23 protein-coding genes are annotated in these 23,427 nt (G+C 67.6%); 15 read left to right on the top strand and 8 right to left on the bottom strand.

The features are described 5' to 3' along the window. Positions 1 to 95: 95 nt before the first annotated feature. The 4 genes from NEF64_RS02310 to NEF64_RS02295 all read left to right on the top strand — a co-directional run bounded on the left by NEF64_RS02310 (position 96) and on the right by NEF64_RS02295 (position 3,613). Entirely contained in the window at positions 96 to 1,604 is a 1,509-nt protein-coding gene (locus tag NEF64_RS02310) for a sensor histidine kinase (RefSeq protein WP_031394820.1), read from the top strand. Then, complete coding sequence (locus NEF64_RS02305) at positions 1,601 to 2,044, top strand: response regulator (protein ID WP_031394819.1); 444 nt, start codon at positions 1,601 to 1,603, stop codon at positions 2,042 to 2,044. The genes NEF64_RS02310 and NEF64_RS02305 overlap by 4 nt, the downstream gene beginning before the upstream one ends. Next, entirely contained in the window at positions 2,045 to 3,076 is a 1,032-nt protein-coding gene (locus NEF64_RS02300; RefSeq protein WP_031394818.1) for a sensor histidine kinase, read from the top strand. A gap of 111 nt (positions 3,077 to 3,187) precedes the next feature. Continuing rightward, positions 3,188 to 3,613: an organic hydroperoxide resistance protein gene (locus NEF64_RS02295; protein WP_056406813.1), complete on the top strand. Its 426-nt coding sequence runs from the start codon at positions 3,188 to 3,190 to the stop codon at positions 3,611 to 3,613. Positions 3,614 to 3,653: 40 nt separating this feature from the next. Here the strand turns inward: NEF64_RS02295 and msrB are convergent, their stop codons facing one another. Then, complete coding sequence (gene msrB, locus NEF64_RS02290) at positions 3,654 to 4,106, bottom strand: peptide-methionine (R)-S-oxide reductase MsrB (RefSeq protein WP_056406811.1); 453 nt, start codon at positions 4,104 to 4,106, stop codon at positions 3,654 to 3,656. A 495-nt stretch (positions 4,107 to 4,601) separates the two neighbouring features. Between msrB and NEF64_RS02285 the strand changes: the two genes are divergently transcribed. The 5 genes from NEF64_RS02285 to NEF64_RS02265 all read left to right on the top strand — a co-directional run bounded on the left by NEF64_RS02285 (position 4,602) and on the right by NEF64_RS02265 (position 9,815). Further along, complete coding sequence (locus NEF64_RS02285) at positions 4,602 to 5,123, top strand: Csu type fimbrial protein (RefSeq protein ID WP_056406810.1); 522 nt, start codon at positions 4,602 to 4,604, stop codon at positions 5,121 to 5,123. 66 nt (positions 5,124 to 5,189) lie between these two features. Then, positions 5,190 to 5,879, top strand: a complete 690-nt coding sequence (locus NEF64_RS02280) for a fimbrial biogenesis chaperone (protein WP_162235399.1) — start codon at positions 5,190 to 5,192, stop codon at positions 5,877 to 5,879. Positions 5,880 to 5,889: 10 nt separating this feature from the next. Further along, positions 5,890 to 8,193, top strand: a complete 2,304-nt coding sequence (locus NEF64_RS02275; protein WP_162235398.1) for a fimbria/pilus outer membrane usher protein — start codon at positions 5,890 to 5,892, stop codon at positions 8,191 to 8,193. Beyond that, complete coding sequence (locus tag NEF64_RS02270; protein WP_252574579.1) at positions 8,181 to 8,639, top strand: Csu type fimbrial protein; 459 nt, start codon at positions 8,181 to 8,183, stop codon at positions 8,637 to 8,639. Before NEF64_RS02275 ends, NEF64_RS02270 begins: the two co-directional genes overlap by 13 nt. 114 nt (positions 8,640 to 8,753) lie before the next feature. Further along, complete coding sequence (locus tag NEF64_RS02265) at positions 8,754 to 9,815, top strand: LuxR C-terminal-related transcriptional regulator (RefSeq protein WP_056406802.1); 1,062 nt, start codon at positions 8,754 to 8,756, stop codon at positions 9,813 to 9,815. A 51-nt stretch (positions 9,816 to 9,866) separates the two neighbouring features. Here NEF64_RS02265 and gyrB read toward each other — a convergent pair whose 3' ends face one another. The 6 genes from gyrB to NEF64_RS02235 form a co-directional block, all read right to left on the bottom strand. Continuing rightward, the gene (gyrB, locus tag NEF64_RS02260) at positions 9,867 to 12,398 is read right to left on the bottom strand and encodes a DNA topoisomerase (ATP-hydrolyzing) subunit B (RefSeq protein WP_031394810.1); all 2,532 of its coding nucleotides are present in this window, start codon (positions 12,396 to 12,398) and stop codon (positions 9,867 to 9,869) included. A 389-nt stretch (positions 12,399 to 12,787) separates the two neighbouring features. Continuing rightward, complete coding sequence (locus NEF64_RS02255; RefSeq protein WP_252574577.1) at positions 12,788 to 13,582, bottom strand: OmpA family protein; 795 nt, start codon at positions 13,580 to 13,582, stop codon at positions 12,788 to 12,790. A gap of 96 nt (positions 13,583 to 13,678) precedes the next feature. Next, positions 13,679 to 14,803, bottom strand: coding sequence for a DNA replication/repair protein RecF (gene recF, locus NEF64_RS02250; protein ID WP_056406800.1), 1,125 nt, complete (start codon positions 14,801 to 14,803; stop codon positions 13,679 to 13,681). An 81-nt stretch (positions 14,804 to 14,884) separates the two neighbouring features. Then, on the bottom strand, positions 14,885 to 15,637 hold the full coding sequence (locus tag NEF64_RS02245) for a Coq4 family protein (RefSeq protein WP_056406798.1): 753 nt from the start codon (positions 15,635 to 15,637) through the stop codon (positions 14,885 to 14,887). Between the two features lie 110 nt (positions 15,638 to 15,747). Beyond that, positions 15,748 to 16,866: a DNA polymerase III subunit beta gene (dnaN, locus tag NEF64_RS02240; protein ID WP_031395114.1), complete on the bottom strand. Its 1,119-nt coding sequence runs from the start codon at positions 16,864 to 16,866 to the stop codon at positions 15,748 to 15,750. 132 nt (positions 16,867 to 16,998) lie between these two features. After that, positions 16,999 to 17,652 (bottom strand): outer membrane protein, encoded by a 654-nt coding sequence (locus tag NEF64_RS02235; protein ID WP_031439125.1) that lies wholly within the window; start codon positions 17,650 to 17,652, stop codon positions 16,999 to 17,001. A 139-nt stretch (positions 17,653 to 17,791) separates the two neighbouring features. Between NEF64_RS02235 and NEF64_RS02230 the strand changes: the two genes are divergently transcribed. The 4 genes from NEF64_RS02230 to NEF64_RS02215 all read left to right on the top strand — a co-directional run bounded on the left by NEF64_RS02230 (position 17,792) and on the right by NEF64_RS02215 (position 21,103). After that, positions 17,792 to 18,475, top strand: coding sequence for a histidine phosphatase family protein (locus NEF64_RS02230; RefSeq protein ID WP_056406796.1), 684 nt, complete (start codon positions 17,792 to 17,794; stop codon positions 18,473 to 18,475). Further along, positions 18,472 to 18,945, top strand: coding sequence for an invasion associated locus B family protein (locus tag NEF64_RS02225; protein WP_056406794.1), 474 nt, complete (start codon positions 18,472 to 18,474; stop codon positions 18,943 to 18,945). The genes NEF64_RS02230 and NEF64_RS02225 overlap by 4 nt, the downstream gene beginning before the upstream one ends. A gap of 216 nt (positions 18,946 to 19,161) precedes the next feature. Beyond that, positions 19,162 to 20,352 carry a dual-specificity RNA methyltransferase RlmN gene (rlmN, locus tag NEF64_RS02220; RefSeq protein ID WP_042466312.1) on the top strand — a complete coding sequence of 397 codons (1,191 nt, stop codon included), beginning with the start codon at positions 19,162 to 19,164 and terminating at the stop codon, positions 20,350 to 20,352. Next, positions 20,345 to 21,103, top strand: a complete 759-nt coding sequence (locus NEF64_RS02215; protein WP_261362613.1) for a sulfite exporter TauE/SafE family protein — start codon at positions 20,345 to 20,347, stop codon at positions 21,101 to 21,103. The genes rlmN and NEF64_RS02215 overlap by 8 nt, the downstream gene beginning before the upstream one ends. Before the next feature lie 70 nt (positions 21,104 to 21,173). Here NEF64_RS02215 and NEF64_RS02210 read toward each other — a convergent pair whose 3' ends face one another. Further along, positions 21,174 to 21,791 (bottom strand): flavin reductase family protein, encoded by a 618-nt coding sequence (locus NEF64_RS02210; protein ID WP_056406790.1) that lies wholly within the window; start codon positions 21,789 to 21,791, stop codon positions 21,174 to 21,176. Between the two features lie 51 nt (positions 21,792 to 21,842). Between NEF64_RS02210 and NEF64_RS02205 the strand changes: the two genes are divergently transcribed. Continuing rightward, positions 21,843 to 22,619: a cytochrome b/b6 domain-containing protein gene (locus tag NEF64_RS02205; RefSeq protein ID WP_031396583.1), complete on the top strand. Its 777-nt coding sequence runs from the start codon at positions 21,843 to 21,845 to the stop codon at positions 22,617 to 22,619. Beyond that, the gene (locus tag NEF64_RS02200; RefSeq protein ID WP_056406788.1) at positions 22,616 to 23,377 is read left to right on the top strand and encodes a molybdopterin-dependent oxidoreductase; all 762 of its coding nucleotides are present in this window, start codon (positions 22,616 to 22,618) and stop codon (positions 23,375 to 23,377) included. The genes NEF64_RS02205 and NEF64_RS02200 overlap by 4 nt, the downstream gene beginning before the upstream one ends. Positions 23,378 to 23,427: the final 50 nt, after the last annotated feature.

The following is a 23,427-nucleotide window of genomic DNA, read 5'->3' as shown; positions in this document are numbered from 1 at the left end:
TCGCCGTCGCGCAAGCCGCCGGTATCCACCCTCTCCGGCCGCCGTCCGTCAGTATCGCTGGCGTAACGATAGGCGGTATCCTAGACGGGTCGCATATGGCGCGTATCAGCTTGAAACTTCCCCAGTCGGAAGGGCGCATCGCCCGCTGGCTGGTCGCGTTCATGACGCTCGGCTTCGTCGCGCTGGCCGCTGCCGCGGTCGCGATCGGCTGGATCACGGTGCGTAACGCGCGCTACACCGCCGATATTCTTCATACGCAGGACGTCCGCCAGGCGATCGCCACGTTGCAGGTCGAGATGGAGCAGTCGGAGACCGCGCGGCGCGGCTATCTTCTGACCGGCCTGCCCCTGTTCTCGACGGCCTACGAGACGACGGCCCAACGGCTCGCGCCGGCGCTGACGGCGCTGCGCTCCTCGACCCACGACAATCCACGCCAGACCGCGCGGCTCGACCTGATCGAACCGCGGGTGGGCCAGTTGCGCAGCCTGCGGACCCAGTCGATCGCGCTGGTCGACGCGGGCCGGATCGGCGAGGCGCAACGCCGGTTCACGGTCGATGCGAGCGTCCCGCTGATGCGCAGCATCCGCTACCGGCTGCGGGCGATGGCGGCCGAGGAAGTTCGCCTGCTCGAAATCCGCAGTGACCGCCAGCAGCGGTCGAACATGCTGTTCCTGTCGGTGGCGGGCGTCGCGGCGATGCTGCTGCTCGTCGTGGCGATCCTCGCGATCCTGGTGATCCGGCGCTACACCGCCGATCTCGGTGCGTCGCGCGACCGGCTGCACCTGCTCAACGAGACGCTCGAGGATCAGGTGGTCGAACGGACCGCGGATCTCAGCCGCGCGAATGACGAGATCCAGCGTTTCGCCTATATCGTCAGCCACGACCTGCGCTCGCCGCTCGTCAACGTGATGGGCTTCACCGCGGAGCTGGCCGAGGCCGCCGCACCGCTGGCGGCGCTGATCGACCGGGCGGAGGCGATCGCCCCGGAGATCGTCACGCCCGAGGCGCGGATCGCCGCGCGCGAGGACCTGCCCGAGGCGATCGGCTTCATCCGCGCCTCGACGCAGAAGATGGACCGGCTGATCAACGCGATCCTGAAGCTGTCGCGCGAGGGGCGGCGGTCGATCACCCCCGAACCGGTCGACCCGGCCGCCGTCGGGGACGCGATCGTCGCGTCGATCCAGCACCTTATCGACGATCGCGGCGCGACCGTCACGATCGACCGCCCGCTGCCCGCACTCGTCACCGACCGGCTCGCGCTCGAACAGATCCTGTCGAACCTGATCGAGAATGCGACCAAATATCTTCAGCCCGGGCGGCCGGGCGTGATCCGGCTTGCCGGCACGCGCGAGCGCAACCGCGTGATCCTGTCGGTCATCGACAATGGCCGCGGGATCGCGCCGGGCGATCATCAGCGCGTCTTCGACCTGTTCCGGCGTGCCGGGCCGCAGGACCAGCCCGGCGAGGGCATCGGCCTCGCGCATGTCCGCGCGCTGGCCTATCGGCTGGGCGGGACGATCGACGTGGTCTCGACGCTCGGCGAAGGCGCGACCTTCCGGCTCAACCTTCCCTTCGACCTCAGGTTACAGGATCCCGTGGCATGAACGATCACAAATCCGTCGGCATCGTGATGATCGAGGATGACGAGGGCCATGCACGCCTCATCGAAAAGAACATCCGTCGTGCGGGCATCCTCAACGATATCCGCCATTTCACCGATGGCACGACCGCGCTCGACTTCCTGTTCGATGCGGCCGACGGTCCGGCGAAGAGCGGCCCCGCGCTGATCCTGCTCGACCTCAACCTGCCCGACATGAGCGGCACCGACATCCTCGCGCGGATCAAGGCGGAGGGCAGCCCGCTCCGACGCGCGCCCGTCGTCGTGCTGACGACCACCGACGACAAGGTCGAGATCCAGCGCTGCTATGATCTGGGCTGCAACGTCTATATCACCAAGCCGGTCAATTATGAGAGCTTCGCCCAGGCGATCCGCCAGCTCGGCCTGTTCCTGTCGGTGATCCAGGTCCCCTCGGCCGAGAGTTGAATGACCGGCAAACGCGTTCTCTATATCGATGACGATGCGGGTATCCGGCGGCTGGTCGGGCGCGCGATGGAGCGTCGCGGGTACCATATGACGCTGGCCGAGTCAGGCGCGGACGGCATCGCGATGGCGCGCGCCGAACCGTATGACCTGATCGCGGTCGATCATTACATGCCCGGGATGGACGGGCTCGAGACGCTGAACGTGCTGCGCGCGCTGCCCGATGCGCCGCCCGTCGTCTATGTCACCGGGTCAGACGAGGGACGGATCGCGGTCGCCGCACTGAAGGCGGGCGCGGCCGACTATGTCGTGAAGACCGTCGGCGAGGAGTTTTTCGAGCTGCTCGATGCGGCGTTCGAACAGGTCGGCGCACGATCGGTGCTGCAACAGGCCAAGGCCGTCGCCGAGGCCGATCTGCGCGCGACCAATGCGCGGCTCGAGGCGCTGCTCGGCGAGGTGAACCACCGCGTCGCCAATTCGCTGCAGCTGGTCTCGGCGATGGTCAGCCTGCAGGCGGGGGCGCTGACCGACCCGGCCGCGCGCGGGGCGCTCGAGGATACGCAGCGGCGGATCCAGGCGATCGCGCAGGTCCATCGCCGCCTATATACGAGCAACGATGTCGAGAGCGTCGACATGCGCGAATATCTCGGCGCGCTGGTCGACGAACTGGCGGAGACCTGGTCGAGCGAGGCGCTGCCCCGCGCGTTGCGGTTGGTCGCCGAACCGATCCGGCTGGCGACCGACCGCGCGGTGTCGCTGGGCGTGATCGTCACCGAACTCGTCACCAATGCCTGCAAATACGCCTATCCCACGGGATCGGGCGAGGTCCGCGTGACGCTGTCGCAGACCGATGACGGCCAGTTCCTGCTGGCGGTCGAGGATGATGGCTGCGGCATGCCCGCCGATGCCACGCCCCGCGGTACGGGGCTCGGCACCAAGCTGATCCGCGCGATGGCGCAGAGCCTGCATTCGATCGTCGAATATGACCGCGCGCATCGCGGCGTCCGCGCGACGCTCCGCGCCGAGGTGCGCTGACCTCCGTCAGTCACGAGCAGGATTGTCGATGCTGGTCCGAGCGCGCGGCTCTGGACAGCGCCGACCCATGCTCCTATTTAGTTATCGCGATAAGCAAATAGGAGATTCAGCATGTCGGTCGATGTGAAATACAGCACCACGGCAACCGCCACCGGCGGTCGTGACGGTCAGGCACGGTCGGAGGACGGCCGGTTCGCGGTGGCCCTGTCGACGCCCAAGGAGCTTGGTGGCGCCGGTGGTGACGGGAGCAACCCGGAACAGCTGTTCGCAGCGGGCTATTCGGCCTGCTTCATCGGCGCGCTGAAGGTCGCCGGACAGGAGCTGAAGGTGAAGCTGCCCGACGATGTCTCGGTGACCGCCAAGGTCGGCATCGGTCCGCGCAGTGCGGGCGGGTTCGGCATCACCACCGATCTGACCGTCGCGCTGCCGGGTCTCGACCGCGAGCAGGCGCAGAAGCTGGTCGATACCGCGCACCAGATCTGCCCCTATTCGAACGCCACGCGCGGCAATGTCGATGTCGGGCTGACGCTCGCCTGACCCACGGGGTGGCCGGCCGCGCGAGCGGCCGGCCGTTCCTTCAGGCGCCTGCGGCGTCGACCTGATCGAGATAATCCGCATACCCCTCGGCTTTCATCGCGTCACGCGGGACGAAGCGGAGTGCGGCCGAGTTGATGCAGTAGCGCAGCCCGCCGCGGTCGCGCGGCCCATCCTCGAAGACATGCCCGAGATGGCTGTCCGCGCCTGCCGAGCGGACCTCGGTGCGGACCATGCCGTGGCTGCGGTCATGCAGCTCGGCGACATGCGCGGGGGTGATCGGCTTGGTGAAGCTCGGCCAGCCGCAGTGCGAGTCGAACTTGTCGGCCGACGCGAACAGCGGTTCGCCCGACACGATGTCGACATAGAGCCCGGGTTCGCGGGTGTTGAGATAGGATCCCGTCCCGGGCCGCTCGGTGCCGCTTTCCTGCGTGACGTAATATTGCTCGGGCGTCAGCTTGGCGAGCGCGGCGTCGGTCTTCTTATACTCTGTCATGCTGTCCTCTCACGCGGCGATCCGCGTCGGTTGGCCGGCCGGGATGCGCGAAAGCTGCGTCCGGTCAGCAGGGTGCCGACGGGATATAGGAGGCGTTGGCGCTATAGGAATGGCCGCGCGACGGTGATGGTTAGGCCGATGAGCCGGTGCCCGGGCCGCGATCTTCGCAATCCCGGGGCATGTGGCGCCCCTGCGCACTGCACGGCTTGCCAGCATTCAGCCTTTCATCTAGTATTAACCATCGAAGCCCATTCCGTTTACCATGATGCGTCATGATGTACGGCAATGATCGACGATTATCCCAAGGCAAGACCATGCATGTCCACGTAAATCTACGTGGCAAATATTGTACATTTGTTCAGGTCTTCGCAATGCCATTGGCGTAGAACTGCATCGATGAGGCGGCATGTTTTCAAGAAGCCTCTTGATGACAGATACGGCTCGACATGAGTGGCGCAAGGTACGTCCTGCTGCGCCCAGTCCTGGGAATTACCAATGGCTATCAACAACATGCGCGTCCAATTCGCGCTGGCGTCCGCGCTCGGCCTGACCGCTTTCGTCGGCCTTCCGGCATCGGCGCAGACCACCGGCACGACGATCGCCGCCAACGCTGAAGTCACCGAGAGCTGCGTGGTCACCTCGACCGCCCTGCAGTTCGGCGGCGCCGATGTGACCGATGGCGCCGCGCATGCGGGCACCGGTGGTCTGGACGTCATGTGCACCAGTGGCACGGCCTGGACCGCGACGGCCGATGTCGGCACGGGCGCAAATGCAACGATGGCCTTGCGCGGGATGACCTCGACCGCCGGGGGCGGCCTGCCGCTGAACTACGTCCTGTACAACGACAACACCGCGACCAGCCCATGGGGTGATGGCACGGGCGGCACCTCGCCGATCATCGGCACCGGCACCGGCGTCGTTGTGCCGATCGTGCTGGCCGGCAGCATCCCGCTTGGCCAGACGGGCATACCAGCAGGAACCTATGCGGATCTCGTCCAGGTCACGGTCAACTACTAAGCTCTTCAAGCAATGCGCTTTATGAGCCTCTTGCAGACCGGTCGCCTCACGGCGGCCGGTCTTTGCATGGCCGCCGCCATCGCCCTGCCCGGCGATGCGGTCGCGAGCAACTTCCGCGTCAGCCCGGTCACGCTCACCCTGCCCGCCAACCGCCCGATCGGATCGCTGACCATCACCAATGGCGAGGATGTACCGGTATCGATCCGGGTGTCCGCCTTTCGCTGGACCCAGGTCGACGGCAAGGACGTCTATACGCCGACCGACGACCTGATCGCGTCGCCACCCATCTTCACCGCCGCGACGCGGGCGCCGCAACTCGTCCGCATCGGCGTGCGGCACCGCCTGCCCAATGCCGCCTATCGCGTGATGCTGCAGGAAATCCCCGGGCCGGCGACGGCGAACGGCGTGCGCATCGCGGTCAAACTGAACCTGCCGCTCTATATCGTCGCCGATCCGGCCGCCAAGGCCGCCGTCGCCTGGACCGCCTGGCAGCGTCCGGCCGGCGACATCGTGCTCGAGGCGCGCAACACCGGCGGCGCCATCGCGCAGGTCACCGGCATCGCACATCGGACGGGGACGGGGACGGGCGGCACATCGACCGTGTTGAGCAACGCGATGGGCGTCGTCCTGCCGCAGAGCATGCGCCAATGGGAGATCGGCAAGCACCCCGAACTCACGACCGGGACGCCGCTGACGCTCGCGATCCGCACCGCCGATGGCGAGCACGAAGTCACGGCGAATCTGGCCGCGCGCTAGTCTGGCAATCGTGCTTCTGGCCGCGGGTTCGTCCGGCATCGCTGCCGACCCCGCGCCCATCCCGGCTGCGGGGCAGGCTGCGGCGCCGGCGGACCTGCGTCTGGCGTTGCTTGCGATACGGATTAACGGCATCGATCAGCCCGATCCGGTCTGGGTGCTGTACGATGCGGATGCGCTGTACGTCACCGGAGACGCGGCGCTCGCCTGGCGGCTGGTGCTGAAAGAGGACGACACGCGGCTGTTCGAGGGCGAGACCTATCTTCGGCTCGACACGGCGGAAGGACTCGTCGCCGGCCTCGACGATGCGACGCAGACATTATCGATCACCGCGCCGGCGGCATTGTTCATGCCGTCGAGCGCGCTGCTGTCGGGCCGGACCGACGGGCCGATGACGCGCAGCGGGATCGGCGGCTTCCTCAATTACGACCTGTCCGCACAGACCGCGTCAGGCGCGTCCTCGCTCGACGGCCTGTTCGAGCTGGGCGCGTTCAGCGGCGCGGGGACGATGGGGACGGGCTTCATCGCCGGCACGGGGAACAGTGGCGACGGGCGACGCAGCCTCGTCAGGCTGGATACCAACTGGACGATCGACGACCCGGCGCGGCTGCGATCGCTGCGGATCGGCGACGGCGTGACGCGCGGCAGCACCGGGACCGGCGCGCTGCGGTTCGCGGGCCTTCAGCTCGCAACCAATTTCGCGACGCAGCCGGGCTATCTGACGATGGCGCTGCCGACGCTGAACGGCAGCGCCGCCGTACCCTCGGTCGTCGACCTCTATGTCAACAACATCCTCCAGAACCGCCAGAGCGTCGCGTCCGGACCGTTCGCGCTGACCGACGTCCCGGTGGTCAATGGCAGCGGCGATATCCAGCTGGTGGTGCGCGACGCGCTGGGTCGCGAGACGCGGGTGACGCAATCCTATTATGCCGCGCCGCAGATCCTGCGCCGGGGGCTGCATGATTTCTCGTACGAGATCGGCGTGTTGCGGCGCAATTTCACGCGGGCGAGCTTCGACTATGGCACGCCGATCCTGTCGGCGACGCATCGCTACGGCGTGACCGAGCGGCTGACGGTCGAGGCGCATGGTGAAACCACCCGCAAGATGCAGGCGACCAGCATGCAGGTCAGCGCCTTGTGGCCCGCGGTCGGGATCTTCTCGCTCTCGGCCGCGGGCAGCCATTCGGACCGGGGCGGCGGCGGCCTGTTCGGGATCGGGTTCGAACGCCAGACGCGCGGCCTGTCGCTGGGCGGCAATGGCGAGATCACCACCGCGGACTATGCGACGGTCGGCGATTCGATTGCCTATCGGCGCGCGCGCAGCACGGTGACCGGCTTTATCGGCACGCCCACGCCCTATGGATCGGTCACCGCTTCTCTCCTGTGGCGACGCAGCCGCGACCAGCGCGGCGATATCCTGTCGGGCAATGCCAATGCGTCAATGCGGCTCCGTCGGATCGGCGCGCTCAGCCTCAATGCGAGCCGGAGCTTTGCCGGCGCGCGCGACACGACGGTGCAGTTCCGCCTCACCGTCCCGTTCGGCCAGCGGACGAGCGCCACCGCCGGCGTGCAGCTGCGCGACGGCGAGCTCGGCGCGACGACGACGCTGCAACGCAACCTCCCTTATGGAGACGGCGTCGGATACCGGCTGCAGGCGGAAACCGGGGCGATCGAGCGGCTTGATGCAGAGGTCAATGCCCAGAGCGGCATCGGCCGTATCGATGCGCAGGTGACCCGGCTGAACGGTGCGTCGGGCGCGCGGCTGCAGCTGGTCGGATCGGTCGCGACGGTCGATGGCGCGGTGTTCGCCGCACGCCGGATCGAGCAGAGCTTCGGGACCGTGCGTGTCGGCCCCTACGCCAATGTCCGCGTCTATTCGGACAACCAGCTGGTCGGCCGGACGAACGCGGCGGGCGTGCTGGTCATCCCGCGGCTGCTGCCGTTTCAGGACAATCATATCCGGATCGAGGCCGAGGACCTGCCGCTCGACGCGATCATCGACGAGACCAAGCGTACGGTGCGGCCCTATGATCGCAGCGGCGTCGCGGTACGGTTCGGCGCACGCGCGGCAAGCGATGCGCGGCTCCGGGTGGTCGGTGCGGACGGCAACCCGCTTCCCGCCGGCACCGTGCTTCACCTGAACGGCGCGGGCGAAGCCTTTCTGCTGGCGCCCGGCGGCGACGCCTATCTGACCGGGCTGGCCACGCGCAATCGCGTGTCCGCCACCTTTGCCGGCGGCGGGTGTGCTTTCGCCTTCGACTTCGTCCCCGCCGGACAGACCCAACCCGATCTCGGAACCTTCACATGCACCTCATGATCGGTCGCAGCGCGATCACCGCCGCGTTTGTCTTCGCGCTACCCGCGACCGCGGCGCCGGCAGCGGCAGCCAGTTGCAGCGTAAGCCCGCAGGCGCTGACGCTCGGCTCCTATGATCCGTTCGCGACCGCACCCCAGGATGCGGTCACCGGCATCGCGATCACCTGCGACGTCGAGACCAGCGTCGTCATCGCGATCGGCCCGGGCAATGGCGATTATGGCACGCGGACCATGACCGGCGGCGCCCAGGCGCTGCTCTACAATCTCTATATCGATCCTGCGCACTCCCGGGTCTGGGGCGATGGCACCAATGGCAGCAGCACCGTCAGCAGCACCGCGGTCGCGACCAGCACCGCGATTCCCGTCTATGCCCGCGCACCGGCCCGCCAGACGCAGCTGAAGCCGGGATCCTACAGCGACATCCTCTGGGTCAGCATAACCTATTGAACGCCCGCGACAGCCCCCTCGAACTCTTAAACTTTACCGTGTAACGCCGAATTTCATCGTCCCGGCCGCGGCACCATTTTCGGGCCCCTGGCACCGCCACCGACCGGAGCAGCCATGATCCTATACGTCATCGACGACGACAGCGGCACGCGGCGGCATCTGCAGGCCTGTCTGAAGCCGTCGGGCATCACGGTCTGGCCCTTTGCCCATGCCGACCTGTTCCTCGAGCAATTGCCGACGCTCAAGCCTGCGCCGATCCTGATCGAGCTGCGGACGCCGCCGGCGCACGGCCTGGGGCTGCTCTCCGCGCTGGTACAACGCGACATCCGCTGGCCGGCGATCGCGATCACGGCGCGGACCGATGCGACGGTCACCGTCGAGGCGATGAAACTGGGCGCGACCGAGGTGCTCGACATGCCGCTCGAGCCCGAAACGCTGGCGGCCGCGCTGGACCGCGCGTTCGAACGGGTCGCGACGCTGGTGAACTGGACGCTGCAGCGCGGCGCGGCGCGCGCGCGTCTCGACCTGCTGACCGAGCGCGAGCGCAATGTCGTGCGCGCGATGATCGTCGGCCAGACGAACAAGGCGATCGCGCAGGCGATGGCGATCAGCCCGCGTACGGTCGAGGGGCATCGCGCGCAGGCGCTGCGCAAGCTGAACGTCAGCAGCGTGGCGGAGATGGTCTATGTCGCGGTCGATGGCGGGCTCGCGCCCCGCGAACGCTGGCTGGACACGCCTGAACTCGCGCGCAGCCTGCGTGAGGGGTCGCCACTGGCGAACCACGTGCCACAGCTGCCCGACCCGGGTCGGTCCCGCTTCGACAATTTCGCCGCGACCTCTCCCGATGGCATTCTATGTGCGGATCATGACGGCCGGATCATCGTCTGGAACGCGGCGTGCGAGACGCTGTTCGGTTTCAGCACCGACCAGGCGCTGGGTCAGACGATTGCGATCATCGATCCGCGAGAACGGGGTAACGCCCTGAGCCTTCAGCAACTCGCGGCCCGCGGCGCTGCGCATCTGGTCGGGACGACCGTCACCCTCGAGGCGACGCACCGCGGCGGGTCGAAACTGGCCGTCACGCTGTCGCTGTCGATGTGGCGCGAAGACGGCCAGACGCATTTCGGCGCGATCATCCGCAAGAAAGACGCACCACGCCTTGCCAAACCGGACTGACGCACCCGGATCGGACGATCCCTGCGCGTCGGTCCGGCCAGGCGGCGCGTCCTAGACGTCGAGATTGGCGACGTTGAGCGCGTTGTCCTGGATGAACTCGCGGCGTGGTTCGACGACTTCGCCCATCAGCTGCGTGAAGATCTCGTTCGCGCTCTCGGCATTGACCGCGGTCACGCGCAGCATCGAGCGGACCGACGGATCGAGCGTGGTTTCCCACAGCTGTTCCGCGTTCATCTCGCCCAGCCCCTTGTAGCGCTGGATCGCAAGGCCCTTGCGGCCGGCGGCGAGGATCGCGTCGAGCAGATGGCTCGGGCGCGACACCTGCGTCGAGCCGCGCGTCGCGACCGCGGTGGCGGACCCGATCACGCCGGCACCGGTCTCTGCGGCGTCTTCCACCTCGGGCTCGTCGGCATGCGCCGCCTTGCTCGCGGGGACGAGGTTCGAGGTGCGCGCATAGCTGTCCGACTGCTCGGCCGACAGGGCGTGCAGCTTGCGCGCCTCGGCCGAGACGAGGAAGCTCGCCTCGATGATGTGGTGATCAGTCACCCCGCGCCACGCGCGCTGGAAATGGATGCCGCCATCCTGCGTCAGCTCGGCGGTCCAGCGCGCATCGCCGTCGTCGAGTTCGAGGCGACGCGTGACGATCTCGAGCCGCGACGTGCGGTCCGCGACCGACGCCTCGGGATCGAACACGCCGCCCAGCGCCAGCGCCTCGATCATGCCCGCGTCATAGCGCTTGGGGACGTAGCGCATCAGCGTGCGCATGCGGCGCGCATGATCGACCAGATCCTTCAGGTCGCGACCCGAGCGGGCGCCACCGGGCCCTTCGAGGACCATCGACCCGACGCCTGCATCGACCAGATATTCGTCGAGCGCGGCATCGTCCTTCAGGTACATCTCGGAGCGGCCCTTGGTCGCCTTGTAGAGCGGCGGCTGCGCGATGTAGAGATAGCCGCCCTCGATGATCTTGGGCATGTGACGGTAGAACAGCGTCAGCAGCAGCGTGCGGATGTGCGCGCCATCGACGTCTGCGTCGGTCATGATGACGATCTTGTGGTAGCGCAGCTTGTCCGCGTTGAAATCGTCGCGGATGCCGGTGCCCATCGCGGTGATGAGCGTGCCGATCTCGCGGCTCGACAACATGCGGTCCTCGCGCGCGCGCTCGGTGTTCAGGATCTTGCCGCGCAGGGGGAGGATCGCCTGGAAATGGCGATCGCGGCCCTGCTTTGCCGAACCGCCGGCCGAGTCACCCTCGACGAGGAACAACTCAGACTTGGCGGGATCGCGCTCCTGGCAGTCGGCGAGCTTGCCGGGCAGCGAGGCGATGTCCATCACGCCCTTGCGGCGAGTCAGTTCGCGCGCGCGCTTGGCAGCTTCGCGGGCGGCGGCGGCGTCGATGATCTTGGCGACGATCGCCTTGCCGTGCGCGGGGTTCTCCTCGAGCCATTCGGCCATCTTGTCGGCCATCAGGCTTTCCAAGGGCTGGCGGACTTCGGACGAGACGAGCTTGTCCTTGGTCTGGCTGCTGAACTTCGGGTCGGGCAGCTTGACCGAGACGATCGCGGTCAGACCCTCGCGCATGTCCTCGCCAGTGAGCTGGACCTTTTCCTTCTTCAACAGGCCCGACTTCTCGGCATAATTGTTAAGCGTGCGGGTCAGCGCGGCGCGGAACGCGGCCATGTGCGTGCCGCCGTCGCGCTGCGGGATGTTGTTCGTGAAGGCGAGGACGTTCTCGTAATAAGAGTCGTTCCACTGAAGCGCGACGTCCATCGTGACGTCGTCGCGCGTGCCCGAAATCGCGACCGGCTCGGGCATCAACGGCAGCTTGGCGCGATCGAGATACTTCACGAACGCGGCAATCCCGCCTTCGTAATAGAGCTCGACGGTCTTCAGTTCCTCGTGCCGCGCGTCGGTCAGGAACAGGCGCACGCCCGAATTGAGGAAGGCGAGTTCGCGGTAGCGGTGCTCGAGCTTGTCGAAGTCGAAATCGGTGATCTTGAAGGTCGCGGGCGACGGGAAGAATGTGACTCGCGTCCCCTTCTGGCCCTCGGCCGCGTCGCCGACGATCTTGAGCGGGAGCACCGCGTCGCCGAACGCGAAGCGCATGTAATGCTCCTTGCCGTCGCGCCAGATCGTCAGGTCGAGCCATTCGCTGAGTGCGTTGACGACCGAGACGCCGACGCCGTGCAGGCCGCCCGAGACCTTGTAGGCGTTCTCGTCGCTGGTGTTCTCGAACTTACCGCCAGCGTGGAGCTGGGTCATGATGACCTCGGCTGCGGACACGCCTTCCTCGGTGTGGATGCCGGTGGGGATGCCGCGGCCATTGTCGGTGACGCTGACCGAACCGTCGGCGTTCAGGACGATGTCGATCCGGTCGCAATGCCCGGCCAGCGCCTCGTCGATCGCGTTGTCGCTGACCTCGAACACCATGTGGTGGAGGCCCGACCCGTCGTCGGTGTCGCCGATATACATGCCGGGGCGCTTGCGGACCGCGTCGAGGCCCTTGAGGACCTTGATCGAGTCTGCGCCATAGTCGCCCTGGTTGGGCAGGTTGGGATTGTTGGATTCAGGGTTGGATGCCATGCCCAGCATATAGGCATCGCACGCCCGAAACGGAAGCGAAATGGCCTGTGGCGCGGGGGTCGGGTCGTGAGGCGTAGGACAGCGGTCGGCTCTGGCCTTGCTCCAAACACGCCGCCTCCCCGGCGGAGGCCGGGGCCCAGTTGGAAAGGTCGTCGTAACGCAGCGACGCCTTCCGTCAGATGACGTCCCCCACCTGGGCCCCGGCCTTCGCCGGGGTGGTGGAGGCAGGCCTGCCCCTCTCCCCTCGGGGGAGAGGGAGGGAGGCGCCGCAGGCGACGGAAGGGTGAGGGGCTTTGGCGCGCGCTCCCGAGCCTCACTTGCCCTCACCCTTCCCACGGCAAGGGCCGCGGGCCCCTTCCCTCTCCCCCGGGGGGAGAGGGAGTTCACCGTCAGAAGCGGTCGGCGCGTTGGCCGAGCAGGGTGACTTCGACGCGGCGGTTGAGGCGCATGCCGGCGGCGGTCGCGTTGGTCGCGACCGGCTGGCGCTCGCCATGGCCGACGACGCTGAAGCGCGCGCGGACGACGTCCATGTCGTCGAACGCCTGGCGGACGCTCGCCGCGCGGCGCTCGGACAGGTCCTGGTTGTGCGCATCGGACCCGCGCGAATCGGTGAATCCGTCGATCGCGACGCGGACGCCCGGATTGCCGCGCAGATAGCGCGATAGCGGGCGCAGCTTCTCGATCGCGCCGGGGCGCAGCACCGCGCTGTCGGTGCGGAACAGCACGTCCTCCTGCAGGGTCAGCGTCGCGCCGCGTGGCGTCTGGCGGAAGCCGTAGTTGCGCATCGCGCCGCGGTCCCAGGTCGTGGTGGTCTCGACTACAGTGGTGCCGCCGCCGCGGTCGCCGCGATAGCCTCCCGGGTCGCGGCCATAGGCGGCCCAGTCGAACCGGTCGCGACGCGGCCCGGCGATGCGGGCGAATTCGCGGTTGGCGTCACCGGCCTCCTGCCGGTTGATCCGGCCATCGCCGTTCGCGTCGAAATTGGGCATCACGAACGCACGGCCCCGCGCGGTATTGCGGAGTTCGGGAAACAGGATCGGCACGCCCACGCCCGCCAGCCTGTAACCGGGGCGCGACCAGGGCGGGTTGCTCATGTCATAGCGCGCCTGCGCGAATGCCGGTGCGGTGGTTGCCGCGATCATGACCAGTCCGAATGCGGCGCGTGCGATAGTCGTCTTCATCATGTCTCTCCGTCGCCCCCGCTATGGACCGGGGCGCGATGAACCGGGATTTGCCCGCGCCCGCTTGAACGCGCCGTGACGCGCATTGACAGCGCGCGTTCAGCCGGGCCCGACCGCGATCCGCGTCGCCTGCGCGTCGATCGCATCGAACAGCGCATCCTCGGTGCCGGTCATCCACACCTGCCCGCGTCCCGCCAGCCGATCGAACAGCGCCGCACGCCGCGCCGGATCGAGATGTGCCGCGACCTCGTCGAGCAGCAGGACCGGCGGCTGGCCGGTCCGCTCGGCGACCAGTTCGGCATGCGCAAGGACGATGCCGAGCAGCAGCGCCTTCTGCTCGCCGGTCGAAGCGAGCGACGCGGCGCGCGCCTTGTCGTGGTGCGTGACGATCAGGTCGACACGGTGCGGCCCGACCAGGGTCCGCCCGGCGGCGGCATCGCGCGCGCGACCCTGGGCGAGCGCAACCGCGAGCGGCGCGGCATCGCCGGCCCAGCCGTCGAGCGCGAGGCCCGCCCGCGGAAATGCGCCGTCCGTCTCGCCCGCCAGCCGCGCGCCGAGCAGATCGACCGTTTCGCGGCGCGCGGCATCGAGCGCGTCGCCATGGTCGGCCATCTGCGCCTCGAGCGCGGACAGCCAGTCGCCATCGGGACGGCCTTCGTCGCCAAGCAGCCGGTTGCGCGCGCGCATCGCCGCCTCGTAGCGCGCGGCATGATGCGCGTGCCCGGGTGCAAGCGCGAGCGTCAGCCGGTCGAGAAAGCCGCGGCGTTCGCCCGCGGGGGCGACGAACAGCCGGTCCATCGCGGGGGTGAGCCACAGCACCGTCAGCCATTCGGCGAGCGTATTGGCGGTGGTGGTCGCACCCTGGACGCGGACGATGCGGCGCTCGGGCGCCGATGTCAGCGCGCCGGTCGCGATATCGACATCGCCGATGTGGCTACCGGCGTCAGCATGCTGGTCGCGTTCGTCCCCAGCTACGGACGTCTCACCTCGCGCGGAGGGGCAGAGCGTCGCCGCGACGCCGAAACCGCCCGCACCGCCCTGCCGCGCCATCTCGCCGAGCGCCGCCCGGCGCAGCCCCCGGCCGGGGGCGAGCAGCGAGACCGCCTCGAGGATATTGGTCTTGCCCGCGCCGTTCGCACCGGTCAGCACCACGAACCCCGCCCCCGGCTGGAGCGTCAGGTCGGCATGATTGCGGAAATCGGTAAGGACGAGGCGCGACAGCATCGCACCGGCCTTAGCGGCAATCCCGGCGTGCTGTCAGCCTTTGCGTCAGGCGGCGATCCGCTCGGGAACGGCGCCCGCCTTCTACGCGCTCAGATAGGAGGCGAGCGCGGGGCCGAGTTCGCGCTGCGCGTGCAGATAGGCGACCGGCGTCGCGATCCCGAGCCGCGCGCGTGCCGCATCGAGCGGCTCGTGCAGCAGGGTCAGATAATCCTCGCCCGAAATCCATTCTGCCTTGCGGCCGTTGCGATAGCCCTCCCAGACCGCCTTTGCGAACAAGGCGTTGCCGGTGACGCGGAGGCTCTTGAGCGCCGCCGCCGACCCGATCAGCGCCCAGCCGAGCCCGCCGACCTGCGCATAGCTGAACGCGACGAGCGCCGCCTCACCGAGACTCTCGTCCGCCTTGTAGCCGGTCAGCACGTGCCAGATGTCATGCGTGTCGCGCACCCGCCGGCCGAACCACGCATAGGGATGCGCCAGATCGTCCTCGCTCGGCACCAGCCGCGACACCTCGACGAGCCCGTCCGCCGAATAACCCGTGGTCTCGAGGAAATGGCGATAGGCCGCGCCGACCGTGCCGGGCGCAAAGCTCGCGACGAACACCGGATCGGAGAAGCGCCGCGCCAGCTCGACCTGCTCATAGGCGATCCGCCCGCCCCGCTCGGTCGCGATCAGCCGCGCATAGTTCATCGGCGCATTGCCGACGTTCAGCGCGCGCATGATCCGGAACACCTGCGTCGTGTCGTCGCCATTGGCGAGGAGCTTCCGGATCGCATCCATCGCGGTCCGCCAGTCGCGATGACCGGTCGTACCAGGAAAGGGAGGAAGCTTCGCCATCGAGTCGACTCCTTACTAACAGCATTGTCAGTATCAGATCCGCTGGAGCCTTCAAACGAGAAAGGCCACCCCGCAGGATGGCCTTTCACGCGATCGCCAGCGTGCGACGGTCAGACGCGCATCGGCATCAGTACGTAGAGCGCGGGCGACTTGTCGTTTTCGCGGATCAGCGTGGGCGCGGCGGCGTCGGCGAGGTGAACCTCGACCATGTCGCCGTCGATCTGCGCGAGGATGTCCATCAGATAGCGGCTGTTGAAGCCGATCTCGAACGGGAGCGCGACATAATCGCCGGGGACTTCCTCCGCGGCGGTGCCGTTTTCGGGGGAGGTCACCGACAGCGTGATCTTGTCGCGATCGAGCGCCATCTTCACGGCGCGAGTCTTCTCGGTGGCGATCGTCGACACGCGGTCGACGCCTTCCATAAAGCTCTTGGGGTCGATCTTGAGGATCTTGTCGTTGCCGGTCGGGATCACGCGGCTGTAATCGGGGAAGGTACCGTCGATCAGCTTCGAGGTCAGGATCGCCTGGCCGAGGTCGAAGCGGATCTTGGTCGGCGACAGCGAGACGCCGACCGAGCCGTCGACCTCGTCGAGCAGTTTGCGGAGCTCGGCGATGCATTTGCGCGGCACGATCACGTCGGGCATCGATTCGGCGCCCTCGGGCCGCGGCAGCGTAACGCGCGCGAGGCGGTGGCCGTCGGTCGCGGCGGCCTTCAGCACCGGGTTCGCGCTGTCGCCGTCCGCGACGTGGAGGAAGATGCCGTTGAGATAATAGCGCGTCTCTTCGGTCGAGATCGCGAAGCGCGTCTTGTCGATGATCTGCTTCAATGTCTCGGCGGGCAGTTCGAACTGGGTCGGCAGTTCGCCTTCCGCGATCACCGGGAAATCGTCGCGCGGCAGCGTGCCGAGCGAGAAGCGTGCGCGGCCCGCGATGATGCTCATCCGGCCTTCCGACGCGGCGAGCTGGACCTGGCTGCCCTCGGGCAGTTTGCGCGCGATGTCGAACAGTGTGTGCGCGGACACGGTGGTCGCGCCGGGCTGATCGACCGCGGCTGCAATCGATTCGTTGATCTGCAGATCCAGATCGGTCGCCATCAGCTTCAGCGTGCCCTCGGCAGTCGCCTCGATCAGCACGTTCGACAGGATGGGGATGGTGTTGCGCCGTTCCACCACGGACTGGACATGGCTCAGCCCCTTGAGGAGCGTTGCGCGTTCGATCGTCGCCTTCATCAAAATTCCCCCGGCCTCCACAGCCGGATTCGGGGCTGGGGGCAATCCGCAGATGGCTTACCCAACAATAAAGGGTCGGAGCAAGCGCCCCGACCCTTCTTTGATCACGGTAAACGTCGCGTTAAACCGCAATCAGAAGCGGAAGCCATAGCTGGCGACGACCTGATGACGATCGGTGTCGACGTCGAATCGGCCGCTGGTGCCGCCGGTCGCATAGTCGATGTTGCTGCGCTCATAGTTCGAATAGCGATATTCGAGCTTGGCATAGCTGTTCGGGCCGACCGCATGCTCGGCACCCGCGCCGATCCGCCAGCCGTCGAGGTTAAAGTCGGTGTCGGTGGTCTGGTTGGTGTCGCCCGCCAGCACGTTCAGCTTGGCATTGGTGTAGCCGCCCTTCGCGTAGATCATGGTCGTCGGCGCGACGACATAGCCGACGCGACCACCGACATAGATGTCGCGGCCCTGCTTGACGCGACCGAAGCCGAAGTCGCTGGTATAGTCGTTGCGGTCGCTCTTTGCGGTCGAACCGGTCAGTTCGGCCTCGGCGCCGAGCACGATGTTGCTCGAGGTCGCGATGTCGTAGCCGATGCCGCCGCCGTACAGCAGGCCGTCGATCTTCTGGTCGTCGCGCCCGTTGTTGTTGGACACGCTGCTGCCGGCGCCGGTGTGGTCGTAGCCGAGCGTGGCCTCGACGCGCGGGCCGGTGAAGGTCGGGTTGGTCTGTGCCAGCGCGGGGGCGGCAACGGCGGTGGTCGCGAACAGCGATGCGGCGATAAGCTTACGCATTGGGATACTCCATTGATCTTCGTCACCCCCGAACGCGGGGTGGATGGCTCCAATGGACCAATCCGACAGGCGTTGCATGAACCCCAGATAAACACGGAAATCCGTTGCTTTTGCGCAACAGGGGGTTGAAATGCGGGCCATGATTCCAAGCCCTCGGCAACGTGCAGCGGACCTCGGTCCAACCGGCAAACCGCCCGTCAGGCTTGGCCGGGATTTCGTCGCACGGCACGGCGAAACCGTGTTCAACGCCGCGCACCGGTTGCAGGGCGATGCCGCGCACACGCCGCTGACGCGCGCCGGATTCGCGCAGGCCGACGAGCTCGGCCGTGCGCTGCGGGACCTGCTCGGGGCCAGGCCTGTGCTGACGCTGTGGGCGTCGCCGACCGGGCGTGCGCTGCAGACGCTGGCGGTGATCTGCGAGCATCTCGAGCTCGACTGGCACGATGCGCGCACCGACCCGCGGCTGGTCGAGATCGACATGGGCTCGTGGGGGGGCCGCTATTATGCCGATGTGGTCGACGAGGTCGGGCCGGTGATGATGCCCGGCGGCACCCTGAAGCCCGCGCCCGACGGCGAGACCTATCCGCAGATCGCGGCACGGGTCGGCGGCTGGCTGGCGGACACCGCGCAGGATCCGGGCGACCGGCTGGTGATCATGCACGGGATTTCGAGCCGGGTGATGCTGGGCGCGATGACGGGTGCGCCGGTCGATCCGGTGCTCGGCACCGCGGTTGCGCCCGGCTTGCCGCAAGGGTCGGTGACGCTGGTCGAGCAGGGCAGCGCGACGGTTCCGCACCGCGGCACCGGCTTCGCCCCCGCGTGAGGCTGGCGGTCCTGCTGGCCTTCGCGGTCGCGACACCGGCGACGGCGCGCGACACGATCGGCATCTACCGGGGATGGGGCGCGTTCCGCGACGCGATGCCGCCGCGCTGCTACGCGATCGCGCGACCGGTGATGGCGGGCGGGCGCACGACAGGTTTCGCGACCATCGCAACCTGGCCGAAACGCGGCCTGCGCGCCTCGCTGTACATCCGCCTGAGCCGCGAGCGTGATCGCTCCGCCGGGGTGACGCTGACGGTCGGCGAACGCCGGTTCGCGCTGGTCGCGAACGGGCTGGACGCATGGGCGAGCGATGCCCCCAGCGACCGCGCGATCGTCGCCGCGCTGCGCTCGGGACGCAGCATGAGCGTCGAGGCGGTCGGCGTCGGCGGGCGGCCGTTCGCGGATGTCTATGCGCTGTCTGGCGCGGCGACGGCGATCGATGCCGCGGTGCTGGCGTGTCGCGGGGGGTAGCCTCCCTTCTCTCTACCTCCCCGGCGAAGGCCGGGGGCCAGGTGGAATGGTGGTCGTAACGACGGGCTGACCGTCCTTACCTCCGTCCCCCAACTGGGCCCCGGCCTTCGCCGGGGCGGTGCTATCATGTGGGGCTACGCGTGGTGTTCATGGCGGCAACGCTTCGCTCCACGCAGCCTGTAGAAAAATCGGCAAAATTCCGCTAAGGGCCGCCCCATGCAGACCGCCGCGAACCTCATGCCCATCCCCGGGCACATCGATCCCGTGCCCGTTCCCCGCAGCTTCGTGCCGCGCAGCGACGGGCGTATCGACCTGCTCGGGCTGTCGCTCGCCGATCTGCGGATGGCGCTCGAGACGTCGCAGCTCGAGGAAAAACAGGCCAAGTTGCGCGCGAAACAGCTGTGGCACTGGATCTACAATCGCGGCGCGACCGAGTTTTCGGCGATGACCGACATCTCGAAGACGATGCATCCGTGGCTCGAGCAGCGCTTCGTCATCAGCCGACCCAATGTGGTCGAGGCGCAGGTGTCGACCGACGGCACGCGCAAGTGGCTGCTGCGATCGGACGACGCGCAGGATTACGAGATGGTGTTCATCCCCGACGCGGATCGCGGCACGCTGTGCGTGTCGAGTCAGGTCGGCTGCACGCTCAACTGCACCTTCTGCCACACCGGCACGATGCGGCTGGTGCGCAACCTGACGCCCGCCGAGATCGTCGGCCAGGTGATGCTTGCGCGCGATTCGCTCGGCGAATGGCCAAGCCAGCCCGAGGGCCGCATGCTCACCAACATCGTGATGATGGGGATGGGCGAGCCGCTGTATAATTTCGAGAATGTCCGCGATGCGCTGAAGCTGGTGATGGACGGTGCGGGGCTCGCGCTCAGCCGCCGCCGGATCACGCTGTCGACCAGCGGCGTGGTGCCGATGATGGCGCGCGCGGGCGCGGAGATCGGCGTGAACCTCGCCGTCTCGCTGCACGCGGTGACCAAGGAGGTGCGCGACGAGATCGTGCCGCTCAACCGGAAGTACGGCATCGAGGAACTGCTCCAGGCGTGCGCGGACTATCCCGGCACCAACAATGCGCGCCGGATCACGTTCGAGTACGTGATGCTGAAGGACAAGAATGATTCGGACGCCGACGCGCACGAACTCGTCAGGCTGCTGCGCAAATACGAGCTGCCCGCCAAGGTGAACCTGATCCCGTTCAACCCCTGGCCGGGTGCGGCCTATGAATGCTCGACGCCCGAGCGGATCAAGTCGTTCTCGAGCATCGTGTTCGGGGCGGGCATCTCCGCGCCGGTGCGCACCCCGCGCGGTCGCGACATCGATGCCGCGTGCGGCCAGCTGAAGACCGCGTCGGAGAAGAAGAGCCGCGCGCAACTCGATCGCGAAGCCGCGCTTGCCTGATTTGGGTGTGGTGGCACTGGCGGCGGGTGCGGGGTTGCTGGGCGGCGCGATGAACGCGCTGGCGGGGGGCGGCAGTTTTGCGACGATGCCCGCGCTGATCGGGCTGGGCGTGCCGTCGACCTTCGCCAATGCGACGAGCAACGTCTCGCTCCAGCCAGGCGCGATGGCTAGCGCATGGACCTACCGGCACGGGCTGGAGCCGGTGTCGGGCGTCGGCATGCGGACGATGGCGGGGATCACGTTCGTCGGCGGGCTCGTCGGCAGCCTGTTGCTCGTCGCGACCTCGGCGCGCGCGTTCGACCTGATCGTGCCGTGGCTGCTGCTGTTCGCGACGCTGGCGATCGCGTTCGGCACGCAGGCGTCGCTCTGGCTGCGGTCGCGCGTCGAGATCGGGCCGAAATCGCTGGTCGCGGTGCAGGCGATGCTGGGCGTCTATGGCGGCTATTTCGGCGGCGGTGTCGGGCTGATGCTGACCGCCGCCTGGGGGCTGTTGTCGGGCGCAACGCCCGCCATGCTTGCCGCACCGCGCACGCTGATGCTCGCGGTCGCCAATCTGGCGGCGACGTTCGTCTTCATCGCCACCGGCATGGTCTATTGGGCGCTGTGCATACCGATGCTGCTCGGCGGGATCGTCGGCGGGCATTTCGGCGCGAAGCTCGGGCTGGTGCTGCCCGCCAAGGTCATCCGGGTGTGGACGCTGCTGGTAACGATCGCGACGACGATCGTGTTCTTCTGGCGGGCGTATGGCTGAGAATTGTTTCCCCGCGAAGGCGGGGAACCAGTCTGGGCACCGCCTTCGCGGGTGAACCAACCTCCTCAGGTCAACCCGGCCGACGCATCTTGAACAGCGACTCCTCGGTGATCGCGAAGTAATCCGCCGGACCGCCGCCGCGCAGGATCGGTTCGCCGCGCGCGGTCTGGTACACGCCGTCGTCGAGCATCGCCGGGTCGATATGGATCGCGACCGCCTCGCCGAGCACCAGCCACTGGTCGAGTTCGCGCCTCTCCTTGGTTTCCAGCCGGACGATCTGCGTCACCTTGCATTCGAACTGCGCACGGCTCGCCGCGACGCGCGGCGGCTTCACGTGCAGCGACGCCAGCGTCTCGAGCCCCGCAAGCGCGAATTCGTCGACGTCCGCCGCGACATTGGCAGCGGTCGCGTTCATCGCCTCGCCCAGGTCGCGGCTGACGAGGTTCCAGACGAATTCGCCGGTCGCGGCGATGTTGGCGACGCTGTCCTTCCACCCCATCGACGAAAAGCCGATCAGCGGCGGGGTGTAGTTGAACAGGTTGAAAAAGCTGTAGGGCGCAAGATTGGGCACGCCGCCCGCGGACAGCGTGCTCACCCAGCCGATCGGGCGCGGCGCGACGATCGCGTTGAGCGGATCATGCGGCAGGCGATGGCCGCTCGCCGGTTCGTAAGAATGCCATTCGGTCATACGCGTATCCCTGCTATGGTCGGAGCTTGTCGCCTAAAGCGAAGGCCAAGCATGAACGATCCCGCCCGCCCTATCGCCACTGCCCCTGTCACCGTCATCAAACGCCACCGGATCGCGACGCGGCTGTGGCACTGGATCACCGCGGTGGCGATGTTCATCATGATCGGCAGCGGGATCGGCATTTTGAAGGCGCATCCGCGATTCTACTGGGGCCGTTATGGCGCGAACTTCGACCAGGCCTGGACGACGCTCGACCAGTGGCCGGGCTGGGTGGTGACGCTGATCAACCTGCTGACGATTCCGGCGAGCTACAACCTCGCCATTTCGCGACGCTGGCACCTGTTCTTCGCGCTGGTGCTGTCGTTCGCGCTGCTGGGCTTCATGATCGTCAGCCTGTTCAACCGGCATTTCCAGCGCGACCTTCGCGTCCGGGCGGGCGAGCTTGCGCCGCGCGAGGTGGCGCATGACGTGCGCGAGCATCTGGCGCTGCGTTTTCACGATCCGAAGCGGCCGGCCGCGTACAACATCCTGCAGAAGCTGTCCTATGTCGCGACGATCTTCATCCTGCTGCCGGTGATGATCCTCACCGGGCTGGCGATGTCGCCGGCGATGGATGCCGCGTGGCCGTGGCTGCTCGACATTTTCGGCGGGCGGCAGTCGGCGCGCTCGATCCACTTCATCGCGATGGTCGCGCTCGTGCTGTTCATCATTGCCCACCTCGCGCTCGTGATCCTGGCAGGCGCGTGGAACGAGGTGCGATCGATGATCACCGGACGCTTTACCGTTCCGGGGCACGTCCCCGCGCATACCGGGGAGGACGCCGCATGAGCACCATCATCACCCGCCGCTCGCTGGTCGCGGGCGCGGCGGTCGGCGCCGGTGCGCTGCTCACCGGGTGCGACAAGATCATCCAGCATCCCGAGGCGCGCAAGATCCTGTTCATGGGCGAAGAGATGAACCGCGGGCTGCAACGCGCGCTGACCAACCGCAACGCACTCGTCCCCGAGTTCAGTGCGGCGCAGATGTCGCCGATCTTCCGGTCGAACGGCACGCGCAACCCCGGCACCCCGGCCTATACCGAGCTGCTGGTGAACAACTTCGCGGACTATCGGTTGCGCGTCGGCGGGCTGGTCGACCGGCCGCTGTCGCTCTCGCTGCCGCAGCTCCGCCAGATGCCCGCGCGCGCGCAGATCACGCGGCACGACTGTGTCGAGGGCTGGTCGGCGATCGCCAAGTGGCAGGGCCCGAAGCTTGCCACGCTGTTACAGGCCGCGGGGATCCGCGACACCGCGCGCTACATCGTCTTCACCTGCGCCGACCTGTACCGGGGCACGCCCTATTACGAGTCGATCGACATGATCGACGCATTCCACCCACAGACGATCCTCGCCTGGGCGTTGAATGACCAGATTCTCGACGTCGCGCACGGCGCCCCCGTCCGGCTTCGCGTCGAGCGCCAGCTTGGCTACAAACATGCCAAATATATCATGGCGATAGACGCCGTCGCCAGCCTGGCCGGGATCGGCAAGGGCAAGGGCGGCTATTGGGAAGATAACGTGGATTATGATTGGTATGCGGGAATCTGACGCCGCCCGGGGGGTGGCGCATTTCCGTACCAGTCATTAGCTAACGCGAC

Source organism: Sphingomonas aerolata (assembly GCF_023935825.1).
In the GTDB taxonomy this organism is placed as follows: Bacteria; Pseudomonadota; Alphaproteobacteria; order Sphingomonadales; family Sphingomonadaceae; genus Sphingomonas; species Sphingomonas aerolata.
This window is presented reverse-complemented; position numbering and strand designations above follow the sequence as displayed.

Bases quoted from the DNA above. Each gene is read 5' to 3' on its own strand.
- NEF64_RS02295 (WP_056406813.1), top strand. From the start codon at position 3,188: ATGTCGGTCGATGTGAAATACAGCACCACGGCAACCGCCACCGGCGGT.
- rlmN (WP_042466312.1), top strand. From the start codon at position 19,162: ATGCAGACCGCCGCGAACCTCATGCCCATCCCCGGGCACATCGATCCC.
- NEF64_RS02235 (WP_031439125.1), bottom strand. From the start codon at position 17,652: ATGCGTAAGCTTATCGCCGCATCGCTGTTCGCGACCACCGCCGTTGCC.
- NEF64_RS02255 (WP_252574577.1), bottom strand. From the start codon at position 13,582: ATGATGAAGACGACTATCGCACGCGCCGCATTCGGACTGGTCATGATC.
- NEF64_RS02265 (WP_056406802.1), top strand. From the start codon at position 8,754: ATGATCCTATACGTCATCGACGACGACAGCGGCACGCGGCGGCATCTG.
- recF (WP_056406800.1), bottom strand. From the start codon at position 14,803: ATGCTGTCGCGCCTCGTCCTTACCGATTTCCGCAATCATGCCGACCTG.
- NEF64_RS02210 (WP_056406790.1), bottom strand. From the start codon at position 21,791: ATGACCGAATGGCATTCTTACGAACCGGCGAGCGGCCATCGCCTGCCG.
- NEF64_RS02310 (WP_031394820.1), top strand. From the start codon at position 96: ATGGCGCGTATCAGCTTGAAACTTCCCCAGTCGGAAGGGCGCATCGCC.
- NEF64_RS02270 (WP_252574579.1), top strand. From the start codon at position 8,181: ATGCACCTCATGATCGGTCGCAGCGCGATCACCGCCGCGTTTGTCTTC.
- NEF64_RS02200 (WP_056406788.1), top strand. From the start codon at position 22,616: ATGAGCACCATCATCACCCGCCGCTCGCTGGTCGCGGGCGCGGCGGTC.
- NEF64_RS02300 (WP_031394818.1), top strand. From the start codon at position 2,045: ATGACCGGCAAACGCGTTCTCTATATCGATGACGATGCGGGTATCCGG.
- dnaN (WP_031395114.1), bottom strand. From the start codon at position 16,866: ATGAAGGCGACGATCGAACGCGCAACGCTCCTCAAGGGGCTGAGCCAT.
- NEF64_RS02205 (WP_031396583.1), top strand. From the start codon at position 21,843: ATGAACGATCCCGCCCGCCCTATCGCCACTGCCCCTGTCACCGTCATC.
- NEF64_RS02230 (WP_056406796.1), top strand. From the start codon at position 17,792: ATGATTCCAAGCCCTCGGCAACGTGCAGCGGACCTCGGTCCAACCGGC.
- NEF64_RS02285 (WP_056406810.1), top strand. From the start codon at position 4,602: ATGGCTATCAACAACATGCGCGTCCAATTCGCGCTGGCGTCCGCGCTC.
- NEF64_RS02305 (WP_031394819.1), top strand. From the start codon at position 1,601: ATGAACGATCACAAATCCGTCGGCATCGTGATGATCGAGGATGACGAG.
- msrB (WP_056406811.1), bottom strand. From the start codon at position 4,106: ATGACAGAGTATAAGAAGACCGACGCCGCGCTCGCCAAGCTGACGCCC.
- NEF64_RS02280 (WP_162235399.1), top strand. From the start codon at position 5,190: ATGGCCGCCGCCATCGCCCTGCCCGGCGATGCGGTCGCGAGCAACTTC.
- NEF64_RS02245 (WP_056406798.1), bottom strand. From the start codon at position 15,637: ATGGCGAAGCTTCCTCCCTTTCCTGGTACGACCGGTCATCGCGACTGG.
- gyrB (WP_031394810.1), bottom strand. From the start codon at position 12,398: ATGGCATCCAACCCTGAATCCAACAATCCCAACCTGCCCAACCAGGGC.